The organism is Pedobacter sp. (genome assembly GCF_046462515.1).
Lineage (GTDB): Bacteria > Bacteroidota > Bacteroidia > Sphingobacteriales > Sphingobacteriaceae > Pedobacter.
In genome coordinates this window covers 193006-219931 of sequence record NZ_JBKGVD010000002.1, presented here as the reverse complement: position 1 = coordinate 219931, position 26926 = coordinate 193006, and the positions used below count along the sequence as shown (strand labels likewise).

The following is a 26926-nucleotide window of genomic DNA, read 5'->3' as shown; positions in this document are numbered from 1 at the left end:
ATTCCTTTTTAAGTATAAAAAAAGGAGCTTTAAAAGCCCCTTCTTCTTAATTAATCCTAACTGCACTTTATCAATCTATTGTTTAACGAGCTTAGCCTGAACCAGCTCTTTTCCATTGATTACATAAAGAATATACATTCCCTTAGGTAATGAACTACTCACAGCAATCTTGTGATTCTCTGTATTATTGTTCTCAAGATTTCCCTCTTGAATTATTTTACCTCTTACATCTGTTAGTTTATAACTGTAATTACCCTTTGCATAATTCAATAAACTAAGGTTAATGGCATTACCGGTAAGAGGATTTGGATAAACTCTTACTTCTTTTGATGCTAAGGTCTCCAGTTTTACGCTTCTTAATTCATTAAAATAGCTCAAGGTTTCATCATTATTTATAGCTTTTAAACGATAATAATTCATACCCAATTCTGGTTTGACATCTATTGCGGTATAGTTTGATGAACCGTTAGCTGTTACTTCTGCTACTTTTGTAAAATCAGTTCCATCCAATAAACGCTCAACCTCATAACGGTTCACATTTACTTCTGTACTTACAGTCCAGTTTAAGATAACTTTGTTGTGATCTGCTTTGGCGGTAAAGCTGTTTAAGTTTACAGGCAATGTATTTAGCTGATATAAGTTTGAAGTAATCGTTAATCCACCCTGCAAAGTTATTTTAACCATATAATTGCCTTGTTGAACAGGTTGATAAATGGCTGCTGTAGCTCCATTTATAGGATTGCCATTTAAATACCATTGATTGCCAGTAGCTATAGGTGATATCAAAGCACCATTTTCTTGTGTAATGGTTAAATTGCTTAAGATTACAGCTTGTTTTGTGGTAAGGGTTTCTCCAATCGGTTTGGCCTTTAAATCGTAAAAGAAATACCAGAAATTGTTCATAGAAAGGCCGCTTGCTCCTGTATGTGATACAAGTGAGAACAAACCAGTATTTTCTGTAAACGGATATGCTGCAGTTCCCGCAGCTCCGTTATTTCTAAACAGCGTTGCACCATTGTTAAATTCGGCAACGATATAAAAAGAACCTGCATAAGGAAAAATAATATCTAACTGATATACTTGTCCAACATCAGTTGATATATCTGATGCCGAAGTTGAAGTGCTGGCCGGATTACGGGTATTATTTACACTAATGGTAGAAGATGATACTTTTACGCCTATATTAGCATCGTAAACGTTAAAAGTAACTGCACCCCGATAACCTATGTACAAACGGGCGCTCTCTATCTTTAAAGGGACTTTAGTTGTAAAATATAAGTTATACGGTGCTTGTCCGTAAGTACCACTACCATATACAGCTTTACTTGCCGGCCCCATATTACCCAGATAATTATTAAGCCCTACGTAATAGGTATTGTTACCAGCAGGTGCTTGCGTAGTAATTACAGCGTTACCTGTACTGAACGAAGTCGTTGAACTCATCGCATCATACCAAAACAAAGTACCGTTATTTTGCCCAGAGGTTAAATAATAAGTGCCTGTAATATCTGTATAATAGGCTTTTGTATCACCAACAGATGGAGCATTAGAAATCATGATGGTTTTGCTGGTCAGATTGTCGCTGGTAATGACATCACCACTCAAAGCTGTTTGGGCATCTATGGTATAGGTTTTTCCAGATTGTGCATTAAATGTGGTCTGTAGAAGAAATGTAGTCTCGTTATTAGGTGCAATACTACCGTAATAAGTTTCATTAATCGTAGTCACAGTAACTCCTTCTTCTTTTACTAAAATATTAACCGGTACAGCCGATGCCGTATTTGCCCCGTAATTTTTAAGCTTAACCATTATTCTTTTTGCAGGTCCTGCCATTTCTCCATTAATAGGGCTTACAATTTCATTTAGGCCCACATTAACCGCAGTTTCTGTAAACTTAACCCTATAATCCTGAGTTTCGCCCTTGGCATAAGTACCACAAGCTTGCACATCATTTGCTGCCGACGTTTCTACAAGTACTATTCTTAATAAAGTATAATTATCAGGTATCACTGTAGTTGGAACTGTTACGGTTGCTCCATACATACCATTTGCATTTATAAGCCCTGTATATGCCACAGCTTCATCCGCATCATCAAAATCACCATCGCCGTTCCAATCTATAAATACTTTGGCTATTTTATTAAAATCTGAACCACATGTACCTACAGACAAACTCAAATTATAGCTTCTTCCTCTTTCCAGTGTTATGGTCTGAGCTGTATTATCGGTATAAGAAGTACAACCAGCAGCAGCATTATAAACCAGATTAGACAGCGTAAAAGCGGTAATCTTAGAATCTGCACTGGATGCAGGTGCCGAAGCGCAATAAGCCGTACCGCCTACTCCCGTAACAATTAATGAAAAAGGCTGGCTTCCACTTTGTAAATTATTTTTATGACCAATGGTAATTGTATATGTTTTTCCGGGTATGGCATTTGCAATGTAGATTTGCTCTACATTATCTCTAAAATTATCTCCCGTAGTTGCCGCCGCTGCCGGATTTGACGGATCCAGTATCCATGGATAATAAGTAGCAACACCGTCACCTATTCTCATATCCAAATCGTTTATCAATCGTAGCGTAGGATTATTTAATGCATTAGTAGTTGATATAGGTGTAACGGCAGGATCTGTCCAGCAAATGGTTGCTAGTAATGGGCCATTACCCGAAGCTACTACCTGAATAGTTTGTGTTTGTCCCTGCGTTAAAGTGCGTTCTGAAATTAAGCTCTTTGTTCCATTGTTCAGAATAGCTTTAGCAGCTTTTTCGGCATTCAATAATCCCCATCCAAACTGGTAATCGGGTCCTAAACCTGGCCCAGCCTCATTTGTAGTGGCTATGGCTAAGCCTTTTAAGGAGGCTGAACGCATAAACGCTCCATATTTTTGATAATAAAGTTCTTGTAGTAACACCAATGAACCTGTTACATTAGGAGCAGCCATAGATGTACCCGACATGGTAACATATCGATCGTTGCCTGTGTTATTTGCCGAAATCACACTAACTCCATCGGCTACCAGATCAGGCTTAATACGTCCGTCATCTGTTGGTCCCCAGGAGCTAAAGCTCGACATTATAATCTCACTTGGTAGCGAAGCACCGTATTTCAGGCCGTATATTGCGCCTACGGTAAGAATATTCTTTGCCGTTCCATAACTGGGGATGATATCATAACCATCATTATTGCTCATACCTGCAGGTCTTGCTCCTGCATTTACCATTACTCCGCTTGTATTATATCGGTAATAATTCCCTCCGACAACTGGCCCATTGTCATTACGGTTATTGCCTGCCGATTTTATAGGCAGATAGTAAGGCGCATTATAGCATATATTATCCCAAGTTTGGGCCTTGCTATCGTAGTAGCCAAAATTATAATCCTCATTATCACCCCATCGCCCATAAAACTCCCATCTACTGCTTACATCGTTATAACTCCAACCACTTATCCGGCCATATGAATGATTGGATAACAGCAAATTTGCTGCCTCTAAAGACATTTCAGAGTTATCGTTATTAAAATCGTAAGATAAAAGTTGTGGCAAGCCATAAGCCATACCTTTGGCTGAATTATTTATACCTGCCGCAGCAATTGTACCTGCTACATGAGTACCATGCGAAGCGTTTGCCGCACCATCCTTAACTATTATTCGTGAACCTGCAAATTCCTGATGAGTGGTTAAAACAGAACCACCGTCCCATAAGGCCACCTTGTTATTGGGAATAGTACTTCCATTGAGGTTTAACCCCAAAATACCTCCGGTGTATAGCTTATTCGTTTGAGTAGTACCTGCGGCCGTTTCATTGGTTGTTGCCTCATATATAGGCAAGCCTTCACCATCTACCCCTACCAATTGTATGATTTTACCCTGTTTGTTTGCTCTAAATGTGGTCCATCCTTTTTGTTTGGCTATATCCCAAGCTTTTTTACGCTCTTTATTCATTACCTTGGCTAAATCTTTACCATTTTGCCTCAAAAAAGCAGTATTAGTTGTAAGTGATTTATTATCCTGAGCTGAGGCTATTTGAAATAATATCATGCAAAAGAACCATGACAAAAAAATAGTACGGCTCAAAGATTGTTTTTTAATAAAAGGTATAGGGGGCATGTAAATATTTTTAGCGGTAAACAAAAAACTGCCACATCAATTAAGAGAGCGCCTTAATGATATGACAGTTATGTATAATTGTTTTTGATTTATTGCTTAACCAGTTTAGATTGAATGACTTCTGATCCGTGTACAATCTGAAGAACATAAACACCTTTTGGCAATTGACTGTTAAATGCAATCGAACTGCCTTCAGAACCATTATGATCAAAGCTACCTTTCTGTATAACTTTACCTGCCACATTGGTTAATTTGTAATTATATGTTCCTTTGATGTAGTTTACCAAACTAACCTTAAGCGTATTGCCCACTAATGGATTTGGATAAATCTGTGCTTCCTGTACTGCTAATGAAATAACCTTAACGGATCTCAGTTCATTAAACGGGCTTATTGTTCCATCGTTATCCACTCCTTTTAAACGGTAGTAATTCACACCCAGTTCTGGCTTAACATCTAAAGCTGCATAATTTGATGAGCCATTAGCCGCTACTTCTGCCACACTTATGAAGTCTGTGCCATTTTGTGAGCGCTCAACCACATAACGGTTTACATTTGTTTCTATGCCCACAGTCCAGCTTAAGTTTACTTTGTTATTATTGAGCTTAGCGGTAAAGCTACTAATGGTTACAGGCAATACTTCATCTTCTGTTATAGCCGAAATCATGTATCTATAAAGTGCCGAGCTAAGGGTTAATGTATTGCTGGTACGTGCTCTGGTGTAATATGCCCCTGTTCTGGCCGGATTTTCTGTCTGCACACCGATTGGGTAGAATTGTTGTGCAGTTTCTAATGCTATTCCTACCATAAAATTTTGGTTGGTAATGGTAGTAGGAGTTTGCAGTAAGAAATCCTTATCTGTATCCAAATCAGCACTTTGTATAATATAACTATCTGATTGGGCTACAACATTTCCATTTCCATCAGTTAGTACAGCATATATGCTTTTACCTGTATTTGCGGCATTAGAACCAATTCTAAGCCTAACAGCTTTAATTTTTTTTGTTCCTGTTAAGCTGTGTTTTACAAGAAAAATAATATCACCATTTGATGCACCATAATTTGATGTACGTGGTGCTTCATTGGCATAAGAAAAAATTCCATCTGTAATTACCTGATTAATACTCAATGCTTTGGCCGTTTCGTTATTAGAAGTTACTGTTATAATATTAGTTCCTTTGGCTGTAGCAGTAAATGCTCCAAAAGACACCGTAGCCGATTGACCTGCACCTAACTTTACGATTGTTTGCGCACTTGCAAAAGTATTTGCTCCTGATATGGCAAGACTCACAGGTACATTGTTCATAATAGTTTCACCGTCGTTAGTAATAACGGCCTGCATTATTTCACCTGCACCAAGGGCAAGTGGGTTTTTACCTAACGCATATACAGCGTTTACCGTAGTGATATTGCTATTTAGAACCGCATTAGAGGTTATCGCCTCTATCATTGGCTTAACCGATGTACTGCCAAAAGTTGTGGTAGCTCCACCATCATAGGCATTTCCTGTAGAATAGAAAGTACCTGGCCTTACCGGACTCTCCGGCTGTACAGCTATAGGGTAAAACTTATTTACTCCATCTCCCATAAGTGCCACGCCTACATAAAATTCTTCATTGGTTAGGATTGCATTAGCCGGAGTAAAGTTTAAAACCAAAAACTTATCGATATCACCAGCTTCTATATTATATATGGCTGATGTTGCCAGAGTTACACCAGCACTATTAATAAGTACAGCCTGTATAGGTTTTCCAATACTGTTATCTGCATCGTTGCCTACCTTAAATTTGAGCGCTTTTACATTAACTGTACCATTAGCTTTATACTTGGCCGCATAAACACCAGTACCATCATTGTAACCATAGGCCCCTGAAGAAGCTGTACCAATATTATGTGAAAATCTGCCATCTGTTACTTCTTGTGAAACCTGAAGACTATTATTAGCATTATTATCATCTGTGGCAGTGCTTATGCTTACATTAATGGTATTAGTACCTTTAACTGTAGGTACAAAATCATCAAAAAGTTACCACTGTTGATGCTTCAGATGCCAGTGTTGCAATATTCTTAGTACTCGTAAAGGTATTCGCTCCCGTAATCGTTAGGGTAACATCAATATTATTTTGTATAGCAAGTCCATTATTTGTGATCCTAGCAGCTATTTTTTGCAAGCCCTCATTTACCGGTGCAGTACTCATTGCATATACAGATGAAACTCCTGCATCATTAGCCGGTAACTGATAAGCAAAACGTGTATAGGGACGAAAAGGACTGGTAGCTATGGTATTACTTGCTCCGGTAGCACTAGATGTTGATGAAGAAGAGAACAAACCATCTTTTCCGTTTATCTGCGAATTGTTACAGAAAGCGGTGTTAGCCGTACCCAAGGTACCAGCATTACTCCACTCAAAAGCTACATACAAGCCTCCACCCGCATAGGTAAAAGCATCTCCGTTTTGAAATTCAAAATCGGTAGCCGCTGTTGATGTTAAAGTAACAGTACCATCACTTACCTTTGTCATTGTGGCTATGGCCGCACTAAAACTGGTTCCTTTTTGATAATCTGCATCAGTAGTGTTCTGAAGATAGATTTTTAAACTACCCGTTGCGGTCATTGCGGCAGTGGCATCTTTATAACTGAAACCAATGCCTTTCAGTTGAGTACCTGCTCCTACACCCCCATCTGACATTTCTGATGCAGGAATATAGTAAACACATTTGGTATTTCTGTGCGAAGTTTGCGGAGCCCGCCCATTGGCCGAAGTATTTGTACCTATAATTATGTTTTTGTAGGTAAGTTGCGCATCGACCACCGATGTACAAAATGCCAGTATTAATAAGAGTAAAAGTTTCTTCATAACAGTTAGTTTTTTGGTTTAGTTGGTTGATTTTTCAGGTAATAAACAGCCTGGCCTGTATAAAAACCAAGCTGTTATTTGAATTAGATTTCTTATTTCGGTTAGAAAAAAGGTAAGCTATTCTCTAAGCATATTATTAAGATTTGATTTTAACTTACTTTGATTTAGAAAAGAGATGAGATCTTCCAATGAAGCATGTTCAATTAAGGTTAGATTAATAGATGTTATCTTTCCTTTACAAACTATGTTTAAAACATCTTCCTTGATTTCACAATCAGTAACTTTGTTTAAGTTAATACGTTTAGAAAAAAATCTCCCTAGTACCACAAAGTTTTCATCATCAATTAAAATATATTAGCTTCCCTATCAAGGAAAAGAAATAATGTAAAAGAAACTCCAAGAAAGAAATAAGAGTAAGATCTCCAAGTGTGGTCTGTTTGCAAAAAAAGATCCAGAATAAACACTATAACAAACAGTGGACCAACGAAATAACTTAACTTATACCTTCTTTTTTTGAGTTTTATTTTAATCATCTAACAATATTCTAAAATCAATAAGCTTCACTTCTTTTTATTGGATAGTATAGGACATCATTGATACTTTATCTACATATAATAACTTATGGATAAATTTGATTTTGCACTGGCAATCTGACACTTTAAACCGCCAGTGCAATTCTATCATTATTCTCCTAGCCTTCCGTATAGCATATTATTAAGATTAGTTGCTGATTTAATAGCACCTATTGGGAATTTCACAGAAATATCTGAGCTCGCTGCCCAATCCAATACAAACTCTCGCTCATCCCCAGTACCAAATAGAGCGTCTACAGGTGCTACCTGTACTGATCGAGTATTCCAGTTATTTCCACCATCTATTCCTGTGCGTTTTAACCATAGTCTATTACCCTCTCTTCTGTACTGATAGGTTGCTGATGCAACAAAAGGGCTTGTTCCAGAAGTATATGCAATGTAAAAAATGGCCGTTGTACTGTTGGTGAAAGCAAAATACATTGTATTAATGGTACGACCAGATGTAGTAAACAATTCTCTTACCTTATCAAAAATAGGCACATTGGCTGTAACTCCCGGAATAGGGTCACCGGCTACTAGTTTTTTAAAGGTTTTATTGTAATCAAAAACCAGATCAAGCTTGTACAAAGGCGAATTTTGCGAAGCGAGTTCTGTTGTTGTACCATCTGTAAATATCAGTTGTACCTTATTACCCTGATAGGTCAATCCCTTTATCAGTTTTCCATTATAAGGCACATAATAAGAACGGACTAAATTAAGCGCCGAGGTTGTATAATAGAAAGGCGAACTAACTATGGAAGTAACGCTACCAGAGGCATTTACATAGCTAAATTTGATAATTTTGCCTGCATAATCCACATCTACTGCTAAATTGCCATTCTGCCCCCCGGATAAATATGAGAACATATAATTATTATTATAAGCAGCCGCAAAATTTGTTTTATAGCTGTTGATGCCTCCGTTTAGATATGATTGTTGTTCGTTTTGCCCCAGCTTGATCAGTGTTAAGGGATAACTATATTTTTTACCCTTGAACAATAGTGAATCGCCTTTTTTACCTACATATATAAATTCAATATCACTTTTATAACCCTGCCCGGCAGTACCGCCTGCCACACCTGGCACAGGATCTTGCATAATAGAAATATAATTATATGTATCAAATAATAATGAAGGTGTATTTGTAGGTGATACTCTGTAGGTTGATTTCTTGAGGTCCGTACCCGAAGTGGTTGAATAATCGCTCAGCATGGAAACATTTTGGTCTGCATCAAACTGGAAGTAGAAACCATAACCTCCTTTTAATCCGGTAGCGAAACCTCCTTTCCAACCATATTGCGCCGTTTTTAACTCGTTTCTGATAAAATTCAGCGTATCTGCCATTCTTTGCTCTGGGGAAGCATAAAAAATATCCTCAACCTCAGTTTTACGACAGGCTGTAAACCCTAACAATAGCATTACAGCATATATAAAATTCTTTCTCATGTTATTTTAATACTATTGGTCCGTAGAAATAATTAGAAGGATTACCTTTCTCTGAAAAGCCTGCAAAAGTTTTATATAATGGACTTGTACTTGGAAGAGTTGCCGGTAAGAAATCTGCAACGAACACACGGTTCGTAAAAAATGGTAACAGATAAGTCTCAAAACCGGAGAGCATTCCTGACAGTTTTCCATTATTATAGGCCGAAGTTGTCGGATCAGGATTTCTCTTCGCAAATGTAATCTCATTTGCAGGTGCATTAACAATCATATCAAAATCATATGATGCAGTATAAACGGTTGTGCCTGTTCCTTGAGTAAAGGTTACGTTCAATGTCATCATAGTTGCACTTGGGAAAGTTAAGGTCATTGTGCGAATTTTGTTCGCATTAGACATACTTCCTGCCAATGTTGTATAGTTAGTAAACATGGTTGTGAAAGAAGCAGACTTGCCATAAGTGGTATAATGTGCCGCAGCCGGATCATAAGTAAGCGTATTTACTTTGTTCTGAGCTAACCAAGTTTGGAAAGTCTGTGATAAATCTACAGGATCTTGTGCTCCATAAATGGTTTTCAACGCGTTTTGTACTTCGGCCTGTAAAGTTCTGAAGTTGATACCAAAAGCATCCTGGAAGTATTGTACTACCAGTTCTTCTTTTCTACGCAGTTTCTTTTGCGCGTCTACAGGTGCCGATATCACATAATTATTAAACCAAACCTGCCCCATTACCAATAAGTGAGCAGTCATTTCAGCAAAATCTTCAGTATATACCATTCTGGCATAACGGCTTACAAAACCCAGTGATTTTGCAATCTCTGCCGAATTTTGGGTAGCATTGGTCCAGTCAGAATAGTAATCTGCCTTAGTTATTTCAGAAAACTCAGGTGGGATGATCACATTTTGGTTTAAAATGTGGGTAAACTCATGGTGCATGGTTCTGATTTTCCGCCTCACACCACTTTCACTTTCCAGATCGGTTATTTTAAAATTATTTACATCGTAAAATACCACTTTGCGGCCACCTTCGGCTGTAGCCAGCTGTACTGAGCCGTTAGAATTGTAAGATACTGAACCATAAAGCACATACTGTTTTGGGCATAGGGTCTTAATAAAAGCCTTACCTGCAACCTTCTCGTAAGGCTTAAGGTAATTATTAAGTACAGCTTCTAATACTGGCTGCACTTTATCAATATCAACAGGTGATATATCTTTAGATACATCGGTAAGATTTCTGTTAAAACGATAAATAATTTCTATGTTATATGGAGTGGTAATATTTGTCGCAATCCAACGGTCCAAGTTATTTTCGACATTAAAGTCTGTATTATACTTGCTCATATCCACATCCAGGGCTTCTTTCTTTTTACAAGCAGAAAGCGTTAGCGTTATTGCTATGATGTATAAGAATATTTTTTTCATGATCTCTACTATATTTAAGTTATCTTGGATTAGGGGTTATACCTGCATTAATGGCATCTTGAGGAATTTGAAATACTCTTCTTTTATCTCCAGGAGCAAGCGGCTTAAAAGTTTCTGTACCATCAGTTGCTATAAAATTATGCTTAACTGTTAGCTTATGCCTCAAAATATCCATCCATCTTATTCCCTCCTGCATAAAAGCAATACGCTTAGTTTGTAATAAAGCCTGTATCATGGCTTCATAGTCATCCGTTACATTAAAATATGTTTTAGCTTTAGCTATGGTAAGGCCATGAGTTGCCTGCGAATAGTTTACAATACGGGTACTTGCAAAATCGTTTAGATCATTAATGGCCAGCGTATAATAACTCGCATCTGATGTTTCTTTAGCCAGGCGGATATAGGCTTCAGCTCTGTTCAGCAAAGCTTCATCAGCAGTTAAAATCGGAGCCATGATATAGGGTCTTCCGGTATTGGCCTGTATATTGGTTACATAAAAATATTCGTTAAACTTATTGGTAGTGTAATTTGGCGGCGATGAAGAATAGATACCATACCTGTTTCTAAATGGGGCACCGAACACTGTATTTGCCGCATAATAATTTTTAACAGTCTCGCCAAAACTATATCTGGCATAACCAGCTCCGCCCTTACCTCTCTGATAGGTTGAATATGTGCTTGCCAGTAATAAATTCCATGATTTTTCTGCTTTTGTATAGGCTATACGATGCTCATCGTAAGAAAGTGGATATAATTCTCCTGTATATTGACGGATCTTAGTTTTAAAATTACCATCGGTATAAATTTCATTTACATTGGTAACTACCTTGTTCCACTCTCCGGTAAACAGATAAAATCTGGAAGCAAAAGCTTTTGCGGCTTGTTCTGTAAAATGATAATGTGGTACAAGATAGGTAGAGCCTTTTAATAGCGGCAGTCCTTCTTCCAGATCTTTTCTGATCTGCGCATAAGTTGAAGCCACGGTTCCTCTTTCATAAGTAGGTCTGGTAGTGGTTTCAGGCACCAATGGATAAGGCACTCCCATGCCACTGTTAGCGCCTTTTATTTCATATGGATCGGAAAAGAAAGTTACCAGCATAAATTCTGCATAAGCTCTGGCAACCAAGGCCTCGCCTTTATACTGGTTTGCAGCCGCACCAAAATTGTTTTGCTCTATGGATTGTAAAGCCTGATTAGCATTTGATATGGCACGATAACAGGCATTCCAGTATTCGGCCGGTGTACCATTATCACTTCCTTCGGGTACATTCCAATTATAGAGGCTAATGAAAGGCTCATTGTTCTCTAATGCCAGCGGGCCGCTTTTATCTTCTGCATTATCTGAAGCAGTTTCTGCAAAGGTAAAATAATGCCTGTCTGGATAAGCACTTACAAGCAGTTGTGATAATTTATCTATGGTATTGATTTCCGTACGTCTATCCGGATTTTCGTCTAAAAATTTTTTACAGCCGATGCTAAAGAACACCATTCCTAAGCCCAAGCTTAATATTCCTATTTTAATTGATCTATTTTTCATTATGCTCTGGGTTAATGATTAAAAATTTGCCTTAATTGATAATGTGTATTGCTTTGGTACAGGCATAGCTACCCCTCCGTTATTGAAAAATTCAGGATCGGCACCATTTAGCTTTTTATCAGCATATAATAAAGCAATATTATTTCCCGATAATGAGAGCTGAACATTTGACATTTTAAACTTAGAAGATATTTTTTGAGGTATCTGATAAGCTAACGATACATTTTTTAATCTTACAAAATCACCTTTTGCTACACGCTGATCAGAATAGTTATAAGCATTATAAGCATATCTGGCATCAGTTGTAGTTCCATTTACCCTATATATCCTATTGGTCATGGTAAATGCATCAAGAAGAGCCGGAATATTGGTGTATTTTTCATCACCCGGCATTACCCATCTGTTTGCCATCTCTTTTGACATAGAATTCAGGTCGCTATATGAAGGGGCGTAAGTAGGTTGTAAGCGTACAAAATTGCCTGTAGCAAACGTAAATAGAGCAGAAAGTGTAAAGTTTTTGTACGCGAGCTGGTTATAAAATCCTCCTGTAAAAGTTGGATCTACCGGGCCATGATATTTCAAATATTTAACATCTGTAGTATTCTGGAAATAAATATAAGGCTCATGCCTTGTGCCATCGGTACCTATAAAAGTTGGATAACCATAATTTGGATCTAAGCCATCAAACACTACCGAAAACAATCCTCGTTGCGCATACCCTTTCATTGGCGCTCCCTCTGCACGTACCAAAGCCCAGATATTAGGGTTTACATCTAATTGCGTTACCTCATTGGTATTGTGGGCAAAATTTAATTGAGTTCTCCATTTAAACCCATTTGGTACATTGATAGGGTTACCAGCAACGGTAAGCTCAAATCCTTGTGCTTTCATTTTACCATAGTTGGCATATTTGGTATTTTGTCCGCCAACGCCAGAGGTTTTAAGATCGCCCAATAAGTCAAAAATGTTACGTTTGTAATAATCAACAGTAACGTTGATTTTGTCTTTAAACAATCCCAAATCAGCTCCCACATTTAACTCATATAATTTTTCCCAGGTTAGTTCACTGTTAGCCAGGCTTGAAATGTAAACCGCTGTTTCTTTCTCATTATCATAAGGACGGTAAGTAATACGGTTATAATATAAAGTTGATGAGTTAGAAGCATCGCCCATATTGGCAACTAAACCATAAGTAGCTCTTACACGAGCTGAGCTTAAGATATTATTTTTAGGATAATATGATTCCTGATCTATGTTCCATGCTCCCGATACATTCCAGGTTGGTAACCATCTCACAGCTCTAGAAGAACCCATTCTGTTAGAACCATCATATCTGAAAGTAGCATTTAAAGAATATTTTCCATCATAACTATAAGCAGCACGGCTCATAAAGGCTACGTTTCGTTCGTTATTATAGTACATACTAAAATAAGGCGTTCCCGCTTCTGCTATTTTTTTGAAATACAAATAACTTGGGTTAACTAAGCCTCCGTTTTCATATTGATAACCCACCCCATCGTAGCTAGAGTTTTGCCTGTCAGTATAACGTACCTCCATAGAGCCAAACACATTTAGGCGGTGTTTACTGGCAAAAGTCTTATCGTACTCCAGATTTTGTCTGAAATAGTAGTTTTTGATATTGTTAAGCGTAGTATTGTAAAAACCTCCTTTAGGTAACACTACAAAAGCAGGTTGTGCCGGATTATCAGGGTCTTTGTATAAGAAATCATTGTTGCTGTTTACAATAGTAGTTCCATTGGCACGAAAAGCAGAAACCATGTTAGAATTTTCCAGTGCATAATGGTTACGCTCAGAAGCTGCATAGCGGTAAGCTCCATCAACAGAATACACTAGTTTAGGAATGACCTCATACTTTAATCCACCCTGAATTTTGATATCGAGCAAACGCAGTGTCAAATAGTTGCTTTGTAACTCATTTATAATGTTAAAAGGGGCATAATTACGCGTAAAAAACTCTAAATCTCCATTTTGATCATATGGTGTAATTAAACGGCTGGTATTTAACGCATAAGAATAAGGGTTAATATCAAAATCTCTGGAGTAAGACCCATATACTGCATCTGATTTACGTGTCAGGGTACCTGGGGCCCTTTGATCGCGGATAGATCCGTTCATCAACAGTTCCATGCTCAGTTTATCACTAAATTTAACGTTGTGCCTTACATTTCCGGTAAATCTTTTCACTTTGTCACCCATGGTTTGGCCATTATCGGATGTGAAACTGGTAGAAAAGTAAGATTGTGATTTTGCCGTACCCGAGGTGGCACTTAATGAATGTTCTTGCAGTAAAGAATTTTTGAACAATACATCAAACCAATCGGTATTGGCTTTTGCATAGCGTTCTAAAAAGTTCAGCCTGCTTTGAGTGGTATTTTTTAATGCAAAAGAATCGCTTGCCGGATCATAATCGTACATCAAATTGTACATCTTTGTAAAAATACCTCCTGTTGAAGAATTAGCCATTGAGCTATGATTTAGATAACCTTTGTTTTCTAATTCAAGCAAAACAGACATTTGTTCTGCCGAATTCATAATATCAAAATTATCGTAAGTAGGTTTGAGGTATGTTGTAAAGGTGCCCGAATAGTTAAGATTGGTCATGCCTTCTGTGTTTCTACCTTTCTTTGTAGTAACGATCACAACTCCATTCATAGCCCTTGCTCCATACATAGCTGTAGCCGCGGCATCTTTCAGAATATTGAAAGATTCGATATCATTAGGATTCAACCCTGCTACAGAAGAACCCAAGAGTGTATTTGCGTCACCAGTTGAAAGAGCTTCGTTAGAAATGTTTACCACATCTTCTAAAATAATCCCATCAACTACCCATAAAGGTTTATTGTCTCCGGATAATGAGGTAGCTCCACGGACACGGATCTTTGGTGCTGCACCAAAAGTACCCGAAACGTTTTGAACTGAAACTCCTGCAGCCTGTCCTTCTAACATACGGCTTACATCAGGAATACCATTTCGCTCCGCATCTTTTGCATTGATCTTGGATGTAGAACCTGTAAACAACTTTCTGTCCAGATTCTGATAACCTGTAGAAACCACATTAACCTCCTTTAACTGGGAGGCGTCTTCTTCAATAGTAATATCTATTCTGGTTCTGTTATTAACATTAACTTCAACCGTCTTGTAACCAATGTATCTATAAATTAAAATAGCATCTTCCGGAGCTGTAATCTGGTATTCGCCTTTTTCATTGGTTACTACAGTTTGCGTAGTTCCCTTTATGGTTACACTAACACCAGGCATGGGTAAACCATCCTTTTTATCCTTTACCGTCCCCATTACTTTTACAACCGAGAAATAATCGATAATCTTGTCAATGATCGTTTTTTCTTTGGGTTTGATCAGGATAGTTTTGTCTTCAATAGTATAAGTTAAATCTTTTCCGGCAAGGATTTTATCCATTATGCCTTCTACAGATACATTACTAAAGCCCGCATTAACAACGGTGTTACTTTTCATCTTATCTGTTGATAATAAGACATCGTAACCCGCTTGTCTTTTAATTTCTTTAATAACTTTTTCCAGAGTTGCTTTCTTTTCTTTTATAGTTACCAGCTGCCCAAATGAGGCTGCGCTTACCTGAAGAAAGGAAACGAGCAATATGACTGTAACTAATTTCATGATGAGTAAAAATTTTGGTAGGTACCCAAAATGCCTACATAGAATTTTGGTATAATTTCTATACATTTGATAGTCTGTTTTTTTATAGGCGAATCTTAATTGATCATACATCAATTAAGTTTTCGCAGTTAATTCAATAATTGTTTCCTAGAGATACGCCAATATTTTAGGAACGATAAACAGATACATAAAAGGGGTGTTACGAGCACCTCTTTTTGTATTCGAATAGAGGATGGTTTAAGTCTGATGCGATTTTTTCATATTAATTAGTTTTTTGGTTAGTTGATATTTTCTTTTACAAAGAAGACAGGCTTGGTTAGAACCTTTTATTCATTGTCTTCTTTATATACGGTTATTTTATTGTTATTTATTTCAAATCTTACTTCGCCAGTCTGCTCAAATTTTCTCAATACTTTAGATACATTTTCAAAACGGCTGATGCTACCGTAATAGGTTACCTCCTTAGCGCTCGGGTTGGCATATTCTACTTGTACATTGTACCATCTGGCAATTTTTCTCATGATACTTTCCTGTTTCTCATTGTTAAACATAAAGTAACCATTCTTCCAGTCTATTGCTTCATCTACGTCAACCTGCTTAATGTCAAAACCTTTTGCGGTTAATATAGATTGCTCTCCTGGTTTTAATATTTCGGGTTCATGCTCTGCCTGATAAGAAGCAACTTTTACACTGCCCTCTAAAAGTGTTGTTTTTACAGTAGTTTCATCAGTATAAGCATTGATATTGAAATGCGTACCTAAAACTTCTACTTCCTGCTTAACCGTTTTCACTACAAAAGGATGAAGTTTATCTTCTTTCACTTCAAAATAGGCTTCTCCTTTGAGTTCTACCATACGTTTTTGACCTTTAGAAAAAGATAAAGGATAGGTTAATGAAGAAGCTGCATTTAACCATACCGACGAACCATCTGGCAGCTTCACTTCCCACATTCCGCCTTTAGGGGTTTCTATGGTATTTAAGGCATTATTTAGGTTGCTATTATTTCCTTTATCAGCCGCTATATCAGAAACCGTATAAACTAACTGGCCATCCGAAGTTTTTGTGATTGATAGTCCTGCTTCTTTCAGTACATCACCATTATTAATATCAGTAAGCGATACTTTACGCCCATTTGCCAATACCAGCACGGCTTTATTACTGCCCGGCAAAGCATCGGAAGCATAGGGCCTTATTTTTCTCCCTAAAATACCTCCAGTATTATAGAAATAAGCTGTGGTAGCCACTGCTATAATTATAGCTGCCGCTGCCCAACGGGTTAATTTTGTAAAACGAAGTTTAGCTTTTTTAGTTGTTTTATCTTGAGGAATTTCGGATAAACGTTTTTGAAGCTTTAATGCTGCTCTATTTTGATCTATTGAAGCCAAAATAGTAGACTGACCTGACAAAAGCCATACTTTCTCTATTTCTTTAAAGAAGGCTTCATTTTCTGCTGATTGTTTTATATAACTGTCAACCTGCGATTTGCAGTCTAAATCTTCAGGATTGTCCAAATATCTAGCAATCAACTCCAGTATTTCTGGTTTGTCTGTCATGTCGTTTGTTTAGTTGTATTTCTAAGACAAACGTATTTGAAAAAACCCCTAATTATTTTTTTGTTTTTTTTTTTTTAAGATTAGTTTAACCTAAATAGGTTCAATAAGAGTAGTTTACAAGAGTGGGAAACTCTATCGGTAACGATTTAGTAATGGTGCTTACTGCACTTACTTTCATCTGATTACCTTGTAAATCATTAATGCAAATATAATAAATTAAAGGGTAAAGCAGGTGTTCTGCTTTGCCCTTTTTTTAAGTCCGTTCTTACAAATAAAAACAGAAAAAATTCCCACACTGGGGGAAACCTGTGAAATTAAATTCAGAAGTATTTCCAAATTTTGACATAGCAACCACAGATGTAGCTCCGAAAAGTAGCAATGTCTAAAATTATAAGGCTATGGAAATCGTGTTGAGTAAAATATTATCGCAAATCCGCCGTCAGAAAGACAAACTTACTTCCCAAATGATGCGACCGGCGGAAGAGGCTTACCAAATGACCTTGTTTCTGAATGAAATGCTGGGTGCTTTAAAATCGCAAGTCACGCAGGACGGTTTTAAAAATGAGCAGCAGGAAATAGACTTTTTCAAGAACATCAAATCTCAGATTTTGGGCAAACTCATTTTCTATAATAAGGTCTTCCGCATAGAAACCACCTGCCCTGTCAACAATGGTACATTACACCAAAACTATTATGAAAACCAGTTCAAAGCCCTACAAGCGGAATATATGGAATGTATTTGCGATGGGGATTTTTACAGGTATTACCGTGCGGGAAGGACAGACCGTGACCATCTTTATTTCAGGCTCGGACAAATCAATTACCACGATGGCTTAAAGAGTGCTGTGTTTGAAATTGACCTTAGTTTCTCCACCTATTATGACAATAAGATAGCCCGTATCGTTGCCAATGAATTGCTCTATACCTATTTGCTGAACAAAGTCAATCCCGAAGAAAACCCCGACATGGTCTTGGTAGGCGGAAAGACCAACAAAGATATTTCGTGGACTAATTCACAAAATGCACTTATTGAACTGATTTACGCCCTGTATGCTTCCAGTTCTGTTTCCCACGGCAATATAGGCATCCGGCAATTGGCTTTGATTTTTCAAGTGCTATTCCGAACGCCATTGAACGATATTCATCACGCCTTTCACAGAATGAAAACCCGAAGTGGTTCCCGAACGGCATTTTTAGACCAGCTTAAAATCTCATTGGAAGAATATATGGACAAAGACCTTTAATTCCGGGTAAATCATCATACATCAGGAGCAGTACCCTTTCGTGTACTGCTTATTTTTGCCTCGTTTTTCACGCTTTGCCCATGTCTGCCAATTGGCAAAGCCAACCTATTTCCACACCTTTTTTTATCCGATTTCAACAAAACTCTTAGTCCATAAGAGTTTACACGAATTGCAAAAATCTTCAAAAAACTGCAAAACCAATTGGCGAGGGTTGGCGGACAAACTCTGCCACTCTTGGCAACTTTGCACAGTGAATATTAAATACTTGTGCAATGAAGATTATAACAATTGAAGAAGAAGCGTGGCAACAACTGAATGCCCGTATTAATGCAATCAGTGACTACCTGAAAAGATTAGAGAATAACAGTTATGACGACCTGTGGCTCAATAACCATGAAGTATGCCAATACCTCCACATAAGTGAAAAAACATTGTGGCGTATGCGTACCAAAGGTGAGATATCTTATTCAAAAATATATGGTCAATACTTCTATACCATCGGTGCTATCAAGGATATGCTCAATGCCAATGCTATACAGAGCAGTGACGAATATGTACAGGAACTTATGACAAAAGGCAAGAGCTATATAGGAAAAGGCAGAAAGCTGAACACAGGCAAAAAATAGATATGAACCCTCAAATGTATATCCTATGAATATTGACAGAATGGATTTTTTGGCGTGGATGGAACGCATAATGATCCGCTTTGATATGCTTAGCGAACATATTGAAGAACTGAAAAAGAAACACAACAGCATTGACGGAGAGGTACTGCTCGACAACCAGGATTTATTACAAATGCTGAAAATCAGCAACCGTTCTCTGCAACGGTATCGTTCTATCGGTAAGCTACCTTATTATACGATAAGCGGAAAATTGTATTACAAACTATCCGATGTACACCAATTCATCAGGGAAAGTTTCAACAGATAGAAAGCCAATGAACGCCAAACGCTGCCTCTGAGTTCCACTTCAGGTTATAAAGTGTACGCTTCCGCTACTTTCGGCGGTAAACTTTAAATTTTCAAGATTATGAGCGAAGAAACAACAAACAAGCAGGAAATGCCCGAACAACTTTCGGACATATTGCTGGTGCTGGATAAAGAAAAAATGAAAATACAAGCCGTAAAGAGCATTGATGAAAACGGGAAAATGGAAACTGTTGATCCCACGAAAAAGAATCAAAGCCAGTTCATGCGCGTGGACAAACACGGTGATTTCATTTCCAATTTTCTATCCAATTTTTGGAGACAGTTGAAAGATCCCACGCAGTTCTCATTTTTCAAGGTTCCGGCTGACGAGGCCGTAAATAAAGCAAAGGAATTTCAGACGCAGGTAGATAATCCGACTTCCGAAGGTGAAAAAGTGATGAAAGAACACGAGGTAAAACCGGAAACCCCGCAAGAACAAAAACAAGAAAACAAAAAAGATATGGAAACAACACAGACACCGGAAACAAGCGAATACCGCTTCAAGCCGGAACAGATTGATTGGGAAACAATGAACAATATTGGATTAAGCAAGGAGTACCTGGAAAAAAGAAACCTGCTCGACCCTTTATTGAGGGGGTACAAAACCAATGAGCTTGTGCCTATCGGTGTAAACCTTGACACTGCCATTGTCCGTACAGATGCACGATTGTCATTACAGCTTGCCGAAAACGGTAAGGTCGTGGCGGCAATACATGGTGTACGCAGGGAACCTAACCTGAATATGGAATTTTTCGGACACAAGTTTACCGATGAGGATAAGAAAAACTTACTCCAAACAGGCAATATGGGACGCATTGTGGATTTGAAAAACACCAAAACAGGGGAAATGATGCCGTCCATTGTCAGCGTGGACAGGCTGACCAATGAGCTGATTGCATTAAAGACAGATTTCATCAAGATTCCCAATGAGATTAAGGGTGTGAAGCTGAATGACCAGCAAAAGCAAACCTTGATGGAGGGCAAACCGCTCTATTTGGATGGGATGACTTCCACGAAAGGCAAGGAATTTTCCGCAACTGTACAGTTCAATGCGGACAAACGTTATGTAGAGTTCCTGTTTGACAGAAGCAACAATAATCGGCAGTCGCAAAGCAACCTGCAAAATAACCAACAACGCCAATCCAATGAAATTCCGAGAACTTTCAGGGGCAAGGAACTCAATGATGAACAATACGATAAGTTCAAAGCCGGGCAAACCGTCTATGTTGATGGTTTGGTAGATAAGAAAGGTCAGAAATACCAGGGCTATATCACGCTCAATAAGGATACTAATAGAACGGAATTCTCCTTTCAAAACCCGAACAAGCTCAAAGAGCAGGCGAAACCGACCGAAGCCAACAAAACGCAGACCGCCGTCAATTCTGAGGGCAAGACCAACGAAGCAACCAAGAATATCAAAGAGCCTTTGAAGACTGGTCAGCAAACCCCGAAAGACAAAAAGCAGCAGGAACAACAAGAAAAGCCAAAAGCACCTGCAAAGTCCAAAGGCAGAAAAATGTAAAATAGTATGAAAACAATCATTGCAGAAAAACCAAGCGTAGCAAGAGAAATAGCCAGCCTGTTGGGAGCATCTGAAAAGAAAGATGGCTACCTGACGGGCAACGGCTATTTTGTTACCTGGGCATTCGGTCACCTTATCGGGTTGGGAATGCCCGAAGATTACGGCATATCTGGATTTGATAAATCAGCCTTGCCGATATTGCCAAACCCTTTTTTGCTGACCGTTCGGAAAGTCAAAAAAGACAAAGGCTATACAGCCGATGCAGGTGCATTAAAGCAACTGAAAGTCATCAAAGAACTATTCAATAAAAGCGATAGCATTATTGTAGCAACTGATGCAGGACGTGAGGGCGAATTGATATTTCGCTATATCTACGAACACCTGAAATGTAACAAGCCCTTTGAACGCCTTTGGATAAGCTCGCTCACCGAAAAAGCCATCAAGCAGGGATTTGACAACCTGAAAGACGGAAAGGAATTTGACGGATTGTACCAGGCTGCACAAGGCAGAAGCCGTGCCGATTGGCTCGTAGGCATCAATGCTACACAGGCTTTATCCATTGCCGCAGGAAACGGCGTGTATTCACTCGGCAGGGTGCAAACACCTACACTCGCTTTGATTTGCAAACGCTATCTGGAAAACAAAAACTTTTCGATAAAACAATATTGGCAGATACAGCTATTACATAACAAAGAGTTCATTGATTTTAGAAGCCTTTCCAAAACCAAATGGGACGACCAAAGGCAGGCAGAAGATACGCTCAGGTCTATTGAAAGGAACGGGAATACGATTACCGTTACATCGGTAGCAACCAAAGTCGTTACAGAGCAACCGCCATTATTGTTTGACCTGACAGGTCTGCAAAAAGAAGCCAACAAAAAGCTCAACCTTTCCGCCGAAGAAACACTCAATATTGCCCAAAACTTATATGAAAAGAAATTTATTACTTATCCCCGCACCGGAAGCAAATACATACCCGAAGATATGTGGGCGGAAATCCCCAACCTTGTAAGGGCTTTGCAGGACCGGGAAACCTGCAAGCAAGCCGTAACCAAAATGAAATGGGGGCGCTTCAATAAACGTATCGTAAACGATTTACGAGTTACCGACCACCACGGTTTGTTGATTACGGATAAAATTCCGTCAGCTCTGAACGTAAAGGAAAATGCGGTTTATGATATGATTGCCTTTCGGTTGCTCGAAGCCCTTTCACAATCCTGCATCAAAGAGATTACCGATGTTGGTTTACAGGCATTGCATTACGATTTTGCGGCAAAAGGATGTAAGGTTACGGAACCGGGCTGGCGTTCTATCAAAGGCAGTTTCACGGACGATGATATCGAACCGATACAGGATTTGCCCGACCTGAAAAAGGGCGATGAACTCAAAATAAAGGAAGCTGCCGTTCTGGAAAAGAAAACCAAACCGCCTGTGCTTTATACCGAGTCCGGACTTTTGTCGGCAATGGAAACTGCCGGAAAGGATATAGAAAACGAGGACGAGCGGAAAGCCTTGCAAAATATTGGTATCGGCACTCCGGCTACAAGGGCATCAATCATTGAAACCCTGTTTACACGAAGTTATATCAAAAGGGAAAAGAAATCCTTAATCCCTACTGAAAAAGGTTTGCAGGTATATGAACTCGTCAAAGAACGTAAGATTGCAGACGTTTCTATGACCGCCGAATGGGAATTGGCTTTGCAAAAAATTGAAAATAACGAAGGCGATGCGAGTGCGTTCCAAAAGGAAATGGAAACTTATGCTTCATCTATTACCGATGAACTGTTGCAGACTTCCATTGCCAATACGAACCTGTCAAAACTTACCTGCCCGAAATGCAAAAGCCAACATTTGATTATCCGTGATAAGATTGTTAAATGCCCCGATGAAGTTTGCAGTTGGGTACAGTTCCGCAATGTGTGTGGTGTACAAGTTAGAGTATCCGATATTGAAAATCTTGTGAATAAGGGTAAAACTTCACTCATCAAAGGAATGACCAGCAAATCCGGAAAGAAATTCGATGCCTACATTGTGTTGGATGCTGACTGCAAAACCTCCTTTGAGTTTGAGAAAAACAAAAGCAATAAACGCAATGGAAAATAAGCCGACTATTGTTCCACAAGAAATCAGAAATCTGATTTATACCATACGTGGCAGACAAGTGATGCTTGACAGCGACCTCGCTGCCTTATATCAGGTGGAAACCAAAATACTGAACAAAGCGGTAAAACGGAATATAGAGCGGTTTCCCGAGAAATTCTGTTTTCAATTGACCGATGAGGAAGCCGAATTTTTGAGGTTCCAAATTGGAACCTCAAACGTAGGGCGAGGCGGAAGACGTTACCTGCCCTACGTTTTCGGCGAACAAGGGATAGCGATGCTATCCGCAGTGCTTCGCTCCGATGTGGCTGTAAAGGTCAGCATTGAAATTATGGATGCGTTTGTAGAAATGCGGAAAATGCTTATCAGCAATGCGGCTTTGTTTCATCGTTTGGATAAAATTGAGCTGAAACAATTGCAAGCCGACCAAAAGATTGAGGAAATTTTTAAGGCTTTGGAAAGCGACAAGCTCCAAAGTGACAAAGGCATTTTCTATAATGGTCAGGTCTTTGATGCTTATACATTTGTATCGGATATAATCAGAAATGCCGAAAGTTCCATTATCCTGCTGGATAATTACGTGGACGATACCGTACTGACCTTATTGGGTAAACGTAATACAAATGTAACCGCAACAATCTATACCAAAAGTATCAGCAATCAGTTACGGTTAGACCTGCAACGTTACAACAGCCAATATTTGCATATCGAAGTAAAGATTTTCTCCGATTCACACGACCGATTTTTGATTATTGACGGTACGGAACTGTACCATATCGGAGCATCACTCAAAGACTTGGGTAAGAAATGGTTTGCCTTTTCACGAATGGATATAGAGGTTGGTAGAATGCTTCAAATCCTGAACACTCCATAAAACAAAACCCTCCGAATTTCCAGAGGGTTTTGTTTTAGACTTTAGATACTTTTATATTTTCAATTGAGCAGTAATGCTTTTATAATAAACTTTTAGTGCATCACGTTCATCTTTGCCTACATAACTATTGTGAGCAACTAAACACCTAATCTTGTACAATTCATCAACCATTACATTTAACCAATGTTCATTTTGTTTAGGGAAATACTGTCCAAAAATACTCCAATTACCAACAATGATTTTTCCCAATTCTATAAAATCACAATAAAACAAATCACTATTGCCCCTTAATGGTAAATATTTGCTTTCTTGTTCACTTCTCTTTAGCTTATCTATTGTATCTTGTACTTTTTTTGGAATATTTATCGTTTGTGATTTCATAATTTCTTCGATAAATATTCTTAAAGAATTTTCGATACAATATAAATACAGATAAACCTCCGACATTTCTCGTCCTTTCTGCTGTATATCTTGGGGCAAAAGGTTTAAATGTCCAAAATTTACACTTTGCTGTATTTCTTCTATACTATCCAGCAAGGAGTTTTCATCTGAAATTAGCGGATAAAATAGCTCATTAATATATTTTCTACGTTCTGCATATCCACCTTTAGCTTGCATTTCTCTTCTAAATTCTTGAAGCGTAAGGCAAATTTTAAATTCTTTTGGCTGGTTAGTTTTGAACTTAGCAGATTGGTTGAGTTCACTTTTCAGCCTTTTATATTCTGCTTCATTCTCACTTGTGATAGTAACATCGGTGGATGCACCTGTAAGTAGTATTTTTAGACGTTCAATGTTTTCTGTATAGTTCATTAAAAAAGTATTTTTAAGTTATTCTTCTTCATTACTATCTTCTTCAGGAAGCATAAAATCAAGGAATAATAATTCCGCTTTGGCAGTTTCATCCTCAAATTTCAAATCCCATCGTTTTTCCATAAATTCCAACAACCTGTTGCCTCTTTCAAGAATGGTATCAGGGTTCCAAGTATCATATCCAGCGACCTCGATTTCAGAGTGAGAGCCGTCAGAATAACCTTGTCTTATTTTTTCATTCTTTTCATTATACTTTGCATTTTTCTTGTCATCAAAGCAATCATTTTGTAAACTCGAATTTATACTTTGTGATAATGGTAAAAGATTACCTAAAGTTCCTTGGAAAAAAGGCAATTGCAATTTTTTGTAATTTTTAAAACTGTCTTTCCAGTTTTTATGTGTTGGTGTTTGAGGATAAATATGTTCAATGGAAACTTTATCCTTTTCACTTTTCACAAACAATCTCCAATCAATTTTTTGACTTCCTCTTCGTCTAACTTTTTCCATTTCATATTCATACAAGAAATATCGAAGCCCGTTCCAGTAATAAAAACCTCCTCCGCTTTTAAATTTCTTATCAATAAATTTTTGAAAATATGTGTAGTCAAAGTAGGTTTCTTTAGAATTTTCAGGAGTATAAAAACAATAGTTCATTCTATCATTCAATCGTTGAACGATATTGTCAATCGTCAATTCTCCGTTTCTCAGTTGCCGTGCAGCACGGTAAAATTCACTATTTCTATATGTTGAAAATGCCCGGCTAAGCCTAAATGTAATGAATATAAAGCGTTCGATTGAGCTGAATAGCTGAACTCTCTTGTCTGAATTGACACCTTTGCTTAAATAGGATACCGTTACGAGTGGACGGAAATAGATTATACCAATTCTGTTCAAACGGTCTATCCAAAGACTTTCCTGTTCGGTTAAGTCTGGATTGTTTATAGGATTGTGCGTATTATACCAATGAACGGCAGCAGCTTTTAAGCTGTTCACATAATCCTCAATCTCTTTCGGAGAAAGTTGAGAACGCAAAACTGTTATTTCTTCATCTCCATTTACCTCGACTTCCTCTTGGTCGATATCTTCGTCTTCGCGAACTTCTTCAAATTCTTGCAAAGAACTTAGTTTCACTTCTGTTTTTGCATAGATATTTTGTGGTGTAAACTTCTGTTCTAATAGAAACCTAATATAGTCATCGCCTTTTTCTCTTGTATATTGAAAATACATTATCCAATGAGCAACTAAAAAATCATCATCATTAAGCGGATTTTGCTTATTTCTTCCCAGTTGATAATAGACTTCTTTCCAAGCATCATTAATTTTTTCACGCAGGGAATTTCGTTCATCATTCTTTAGCTCTTTTTCATCGTATAAAGTGGTTAAATAAATCAGCCTATTTTTTAGAAGCTCTAAATTTGAAAGCTTCTTACCACGATTATTCATTGTTTCAAATGCAACGAAAACGTCAAAATCATCGCTTATTTCATAGACGTTGAACATCAGATTTTGAGTAACTTTCTTAAATAATGCTTCTATTTCGCTCAACCCGTATTTATCATAATAGTTTTGTAGATTTTCCTTGAAAAATCGTTTAGCGTTTTCAAGATTAAGGGTATAAAAAGTTTCCTGAACTGTTCCGCTATCAGGCTCTAAGAAAACCTTATGGCGTAAGTATTTAAAACTTGGATTATCAACCTCGTATCCAAATTTATATGTTGTGATGATAAATTGGGGTGGTTTTTCTATTACCAAATATTCTTCCTTAATAGCCTTTAAGCTAAAAGAACCAAGATATATTTCTTCATCTTTTTTATCCTTATTTTCAGGTATGGCTCTTAGTTGTTCCGAAATTGCTTGTATGAAAATTACAAATGTTGTCAATCGCTGCTGCCCATCGACAATATGAAAGGGTTTAAAACCTCTGTCTTCAATCAACCATCGTTCGTCGTTCCAATTAGCCCAGATATTTCTATCCACCTTTTTTAAAGATAACAGCCCTGTATAATGAAATCTGTCAACAGGAAGATTAACCAAATCCTCCCAAAAATCTTTTAACTGTCGTGTTGTCCAGGCATAACCACGTTGATAATCCGGTATTTTAAATATTCTGTCTTTAAAAATACTTTTTAGGGGTTCTAATTCATTCATTATTTTATAGCCACTATTTAATTGTAGGTTTTGTTAAGTTCAAAAATACAATTAATTCCTCTTGTATTTTGATTTAATACGCCAAATCCTGCCTCTCAACGCCAAATCC

Annotated in this window: 16 protein-coding genes; 6 read left to right on the top strand and 10 right to left on the bottom strand. The window is 37.9% G+C overall.

All coding sequences use genetic code 11. The features are described 5' to 3' along the window. Positions 1-75: 75 nt before the first annotated feature. The 8 genes from ACLHG9_RS01835 to ACLHG9_RS01800 form a co-directional block, all read right to left on the bottom strand. Complete coding sequence (locus ACLHG9_RS01835) at positions 76-4041, bottom strand: S8 family serine peptidase (protein WP_410219817.1); 3966 nt, start codon at positions 4039-4041, stop codon at positions 76-78. A 158-nt stretch (positions 4042-4199) separates the two neighbouring features. After that, positions 4200-5765, bottom strand: coding sequence for a T9SS type A sorting domain-containing protein (locus ACLHG9_RS01830; protein WP_410219816.1), 1566 nt, complete (start codon positions 5763-5765; stop codon positions 4200-4202). A 361-nt stretch (positions 5766-6126) separates the two neighbouring features. Next, complete coding sequence (locus ACLHG9_RS01825) at positions 6127-6966, bottom strand: hypothetical protein (protein ID WP_410219815.1); 840 nt, start codon at positions 6964-6966, stop codon at positions 6127-6129. A 683-nt stretch (positions 6967-7649) separates the two neighbouring features. Beyond that, positions 7650-8984, bottom strand: coding sequence for a DUF4302 domain-containing protein (locus ACLHG9_RS01820; protein ID WP_410219814.1), 1335 nt, complete (start codon positions 8982-8984; stop codon positions 7650-7652). Position 8985: 1 nt separating this feature from the next. Continuing rightward, positions 8986-10401, bottom strand: coding sequence for a substrate import-associated zinc metallohydrolase lipoprotein (locus ACLHG9_RS01815; RefSeq protein WP_410219813.1), 1416 nt, complete (start codon positions 10399-10401; stop codon positions 8986-8988). 19 nt (positions 10402-10420) lie between these two features. Then, positions 10421-11938, bottom strand: a complete 1518-nt coding sequence (locus tag ACLHG9_RS01810; RefSeq protein WP_410219812.1) for a RagB/SusD family nutrient uptake outer membrane protein — start codon at positions 11936-11938, stop codon at positions 10421-10423. An 18-nt stretch (positions 11939-11956) separates the two neighbouring features. Beyond that, positions 11957-15595: a SusC/RagA family TonB-linked outer membrane protein gene (locus ACLHG9_RS01805; RefSeq protein WP_410219811.1), complete on the bottom strand. Its 3639-nt coding sequence runs from the start codon at positions 15593-15595 to the stop codon at positions 11957-11959. A 326-nt stretch (positions 15596-15921) separates the two neighbouring features. Continuing rightward, entirely contained in the window at positions 15922-17148 is a 1227-nt protein-coding gene (locus ACLHG9_RS01800; RefSeq protein WP_410219810.1) for a FecR family protein, read from the bottom strand. A gap of 398 nt (positions 17149-17546) precedes the next feature. Here ACLHG9_RS01800 and ACLHG9_RS01795 point away from each other — a divergent pair, with 398 nt between their 5' ends. The 6 genes from ACLHG9_RS01795 (at position 17547) to ACLHG9_RS01770 (ending at position 23859) form a co-directional block, all read left to right on the top strand. Further along, positions 17547-18392 carry an RteC domain-containing protein gene (locus tag ACLHG9_RS01795; RefSeq protein WP_410219809.1) on the top strand — a complete coding sequence of 282 codons (846 nt, stop codon included), beginning with the start codon at positions 17547-17549 and terminating at the stop codon, positions 18390-18392. Positions 18393-18664: 272 nt separating this feature from the next. After that, complete coding sequence (locus ACLHG9_RS01790) at positions 18665-19018, top strand: helix-turn-helix domain-containing protein (RefSeq protein ID WP_409965949.1); 354 nt, start codon at positions 18665-18667, stop codon at positions 19016-19018. A gap of 25 nt (positions 19019-19043) precedes the next feature. Next, positions 19044-19325, top strand: coding sequence for a helix-turn-helix domain-containing protein (locus ACLHG9_RS01785; RefSeq protein ID WP_409965950.1), 282 nt, complete (start codon positions 19044-19046; stop codon positions 19323-19325). A gap of 99 nt (positions 19326-19424) precedes the next feature. Then, entirely contained in the window at positions 19425-20885 is a 1461-nt protein-coding gene (locus ACLHG9_RS01780; RefSeq protein WP_409965951.1) for a DUF3945 domain-containing protein, read from the top strand. 6 nt (positions 20886-20891) lie between these two features. Further along, entirely contained in the window at positions 20892-22988 is a 2097-nt protein-coding gene (locus tag ACLHG9_RS01775; RefSeq protein WP_409965952.1) for a type IA DNA topoisomerase, read from the top strand. Further along, on the top strand, positions 22978-23859 hold the full coding sequence (locus ACLHG9_RS01770; RefSeq protein ID WP_410219808.1) for an ORF6N domain-containing protein: 882 nt from the start codon (positions 22978-22980) through the stop codon (positions 23857-23859). Before ACLHG9_RS01775 ends, ACLHG9_RS01770 begins: the two co-directional genes overlap by 11 nt. Positions 23860-23910: 51 nt before the next feature. Here ACLHG9_RS01770 and ACLHG9_RS01765 read toward each other — a convergent pair whose 3' ends face one another. Further along, the gene (locus ACLHG9_RS01765; RefSeq protein WP_409965954.1) at positions 23911-24669 is read right to left on the bottom strand and encodes a hypothetical protein; all 759 of its coding nucleotides are present in this window, start codon (positions 24667-24669) and stop codon (positions 23911-23913) included. Positions 24670-24687: 18 nt separating this feature from the next. Further along, positions 24688-26817 carry a DUF262 domain-containing protein gene (locus ACLHG9_RS01760; protein ID WP_410219807.1) on the bottom strand — a complete coding sequence of 710 codons (2130 nt, stop codon included), beginning with the start codon at positions 26815-26817 and terminating at the stop codon, positions 24688-24690. Between the last annotated feature and the right edge of the window lie 109 nt (positions 26818-26926).

Bases quoted from the DNA above. Each gene is read 5' to 3' on its own strand.
- ACLHG9_RS01835 (WP_410219817.1), bottom strand. From the start codon at position 4,041: ATGATATTATTTCAAATAGCCTCAGCTCAGGATAATAAATCACTTACA.
- ACLHG9_RS01825 (WP_410219815.1), bottom strand. From the start codon at position 6,966: ATGAAGAAACTTTTACTCTTATTAATACTGGCATTTTGTACATCGGTG.
- ACLHG9_RS01820 (WP_410219814.1), bottom strand. From the start codon at position 8,984: ATGAGAAAGAATTTTATATATGCTGTAATGCTATTGTTAGGGTTTACA.
- ACLHG9_RS01815 (WP_410219813.1), bottom strand. From the start codon at position 10,401: ATGAAAAAAATATTCTTATACATCATAGCAATAACGCTAACGCTTTCT.
- ACLHG9_RS01810 (WP_410219812.1), bottom strand. From the start codon at position 11,938: ATGAAAAATAGATCAATTAAAATAGGAATATTAAGCTTGGGCTTAGGA.
- ACLHG9_RS01805 (WP_410219811.1), bottom strand. From the start codon at position 15,595: ATGAAATTAGTTACAGTCATATTGCTCGTTTCCTTTCTTCAGGTAAGC.
- ACLHG9_RS01800 (WP_410219810.1), bottom strand. From the start codon at position 17,148: ATGACAGACAAACCAGAAATACTGGAGTTGATTGCTAGATATTTGGAC.
- ACLHG9_RS01795 (WP_410219809.1), top strand. From the start codon at position 17,547: ATGGAAATCGTGTTGAGTAAAATATTATCGCAAATCCGCCGTCAGAAA.
- ACLHG9_RS01790 (WP_409965949.1), top strand. From the start codon at position 18,665: ATGAAGATTATAACAATTGAAGAAGAAGCGTGGCAACAACTGAATGCC.
- ACLHG9_RS01785 (WP_409965950.1), top strand. From the start codon at position 19,044: ATGAATATTGACAGAATGGATTTTTTGGCGTGGATGGAACGCATAATG.
- ACLHG9_RS01780 (WP_409965951.1), top strand. From the start codon at position 19,425: ATGAGCGAAGAAACAACAAACAAGCAGGAAATGCCCGAACAACTTTCG.
- ACLHG9_RS01775 (WP_409965952.1), top strand. From the start codon at position 20,892: ATGAAAACAATCATTGCAGAAAAACCAAGCGTAGCAAGAGAAATAGCC.
- ACLHG9_RS01770 (WP_410219808.1), top strand. From the start codon at position 22,978: ATGGAAAATAAGCCGACTATTGTTCCACAAGAAATCAGAAATCTGATT.
- ACLHG9_RS01765 (WP_409965954.1), bottom strand. From the start codon at position 24,669: ATGAACTATACAGAAAACATTGAACGTCTAAAAATACTACTTACAGGT.
- ACLHG9_RS01760 (WP_410219807.1), bottom strand. From the start codon at position 26,817: ATGAATGAATTAGAACCCCTAAAAAGTATTTTTAAAGACAGAATATTT.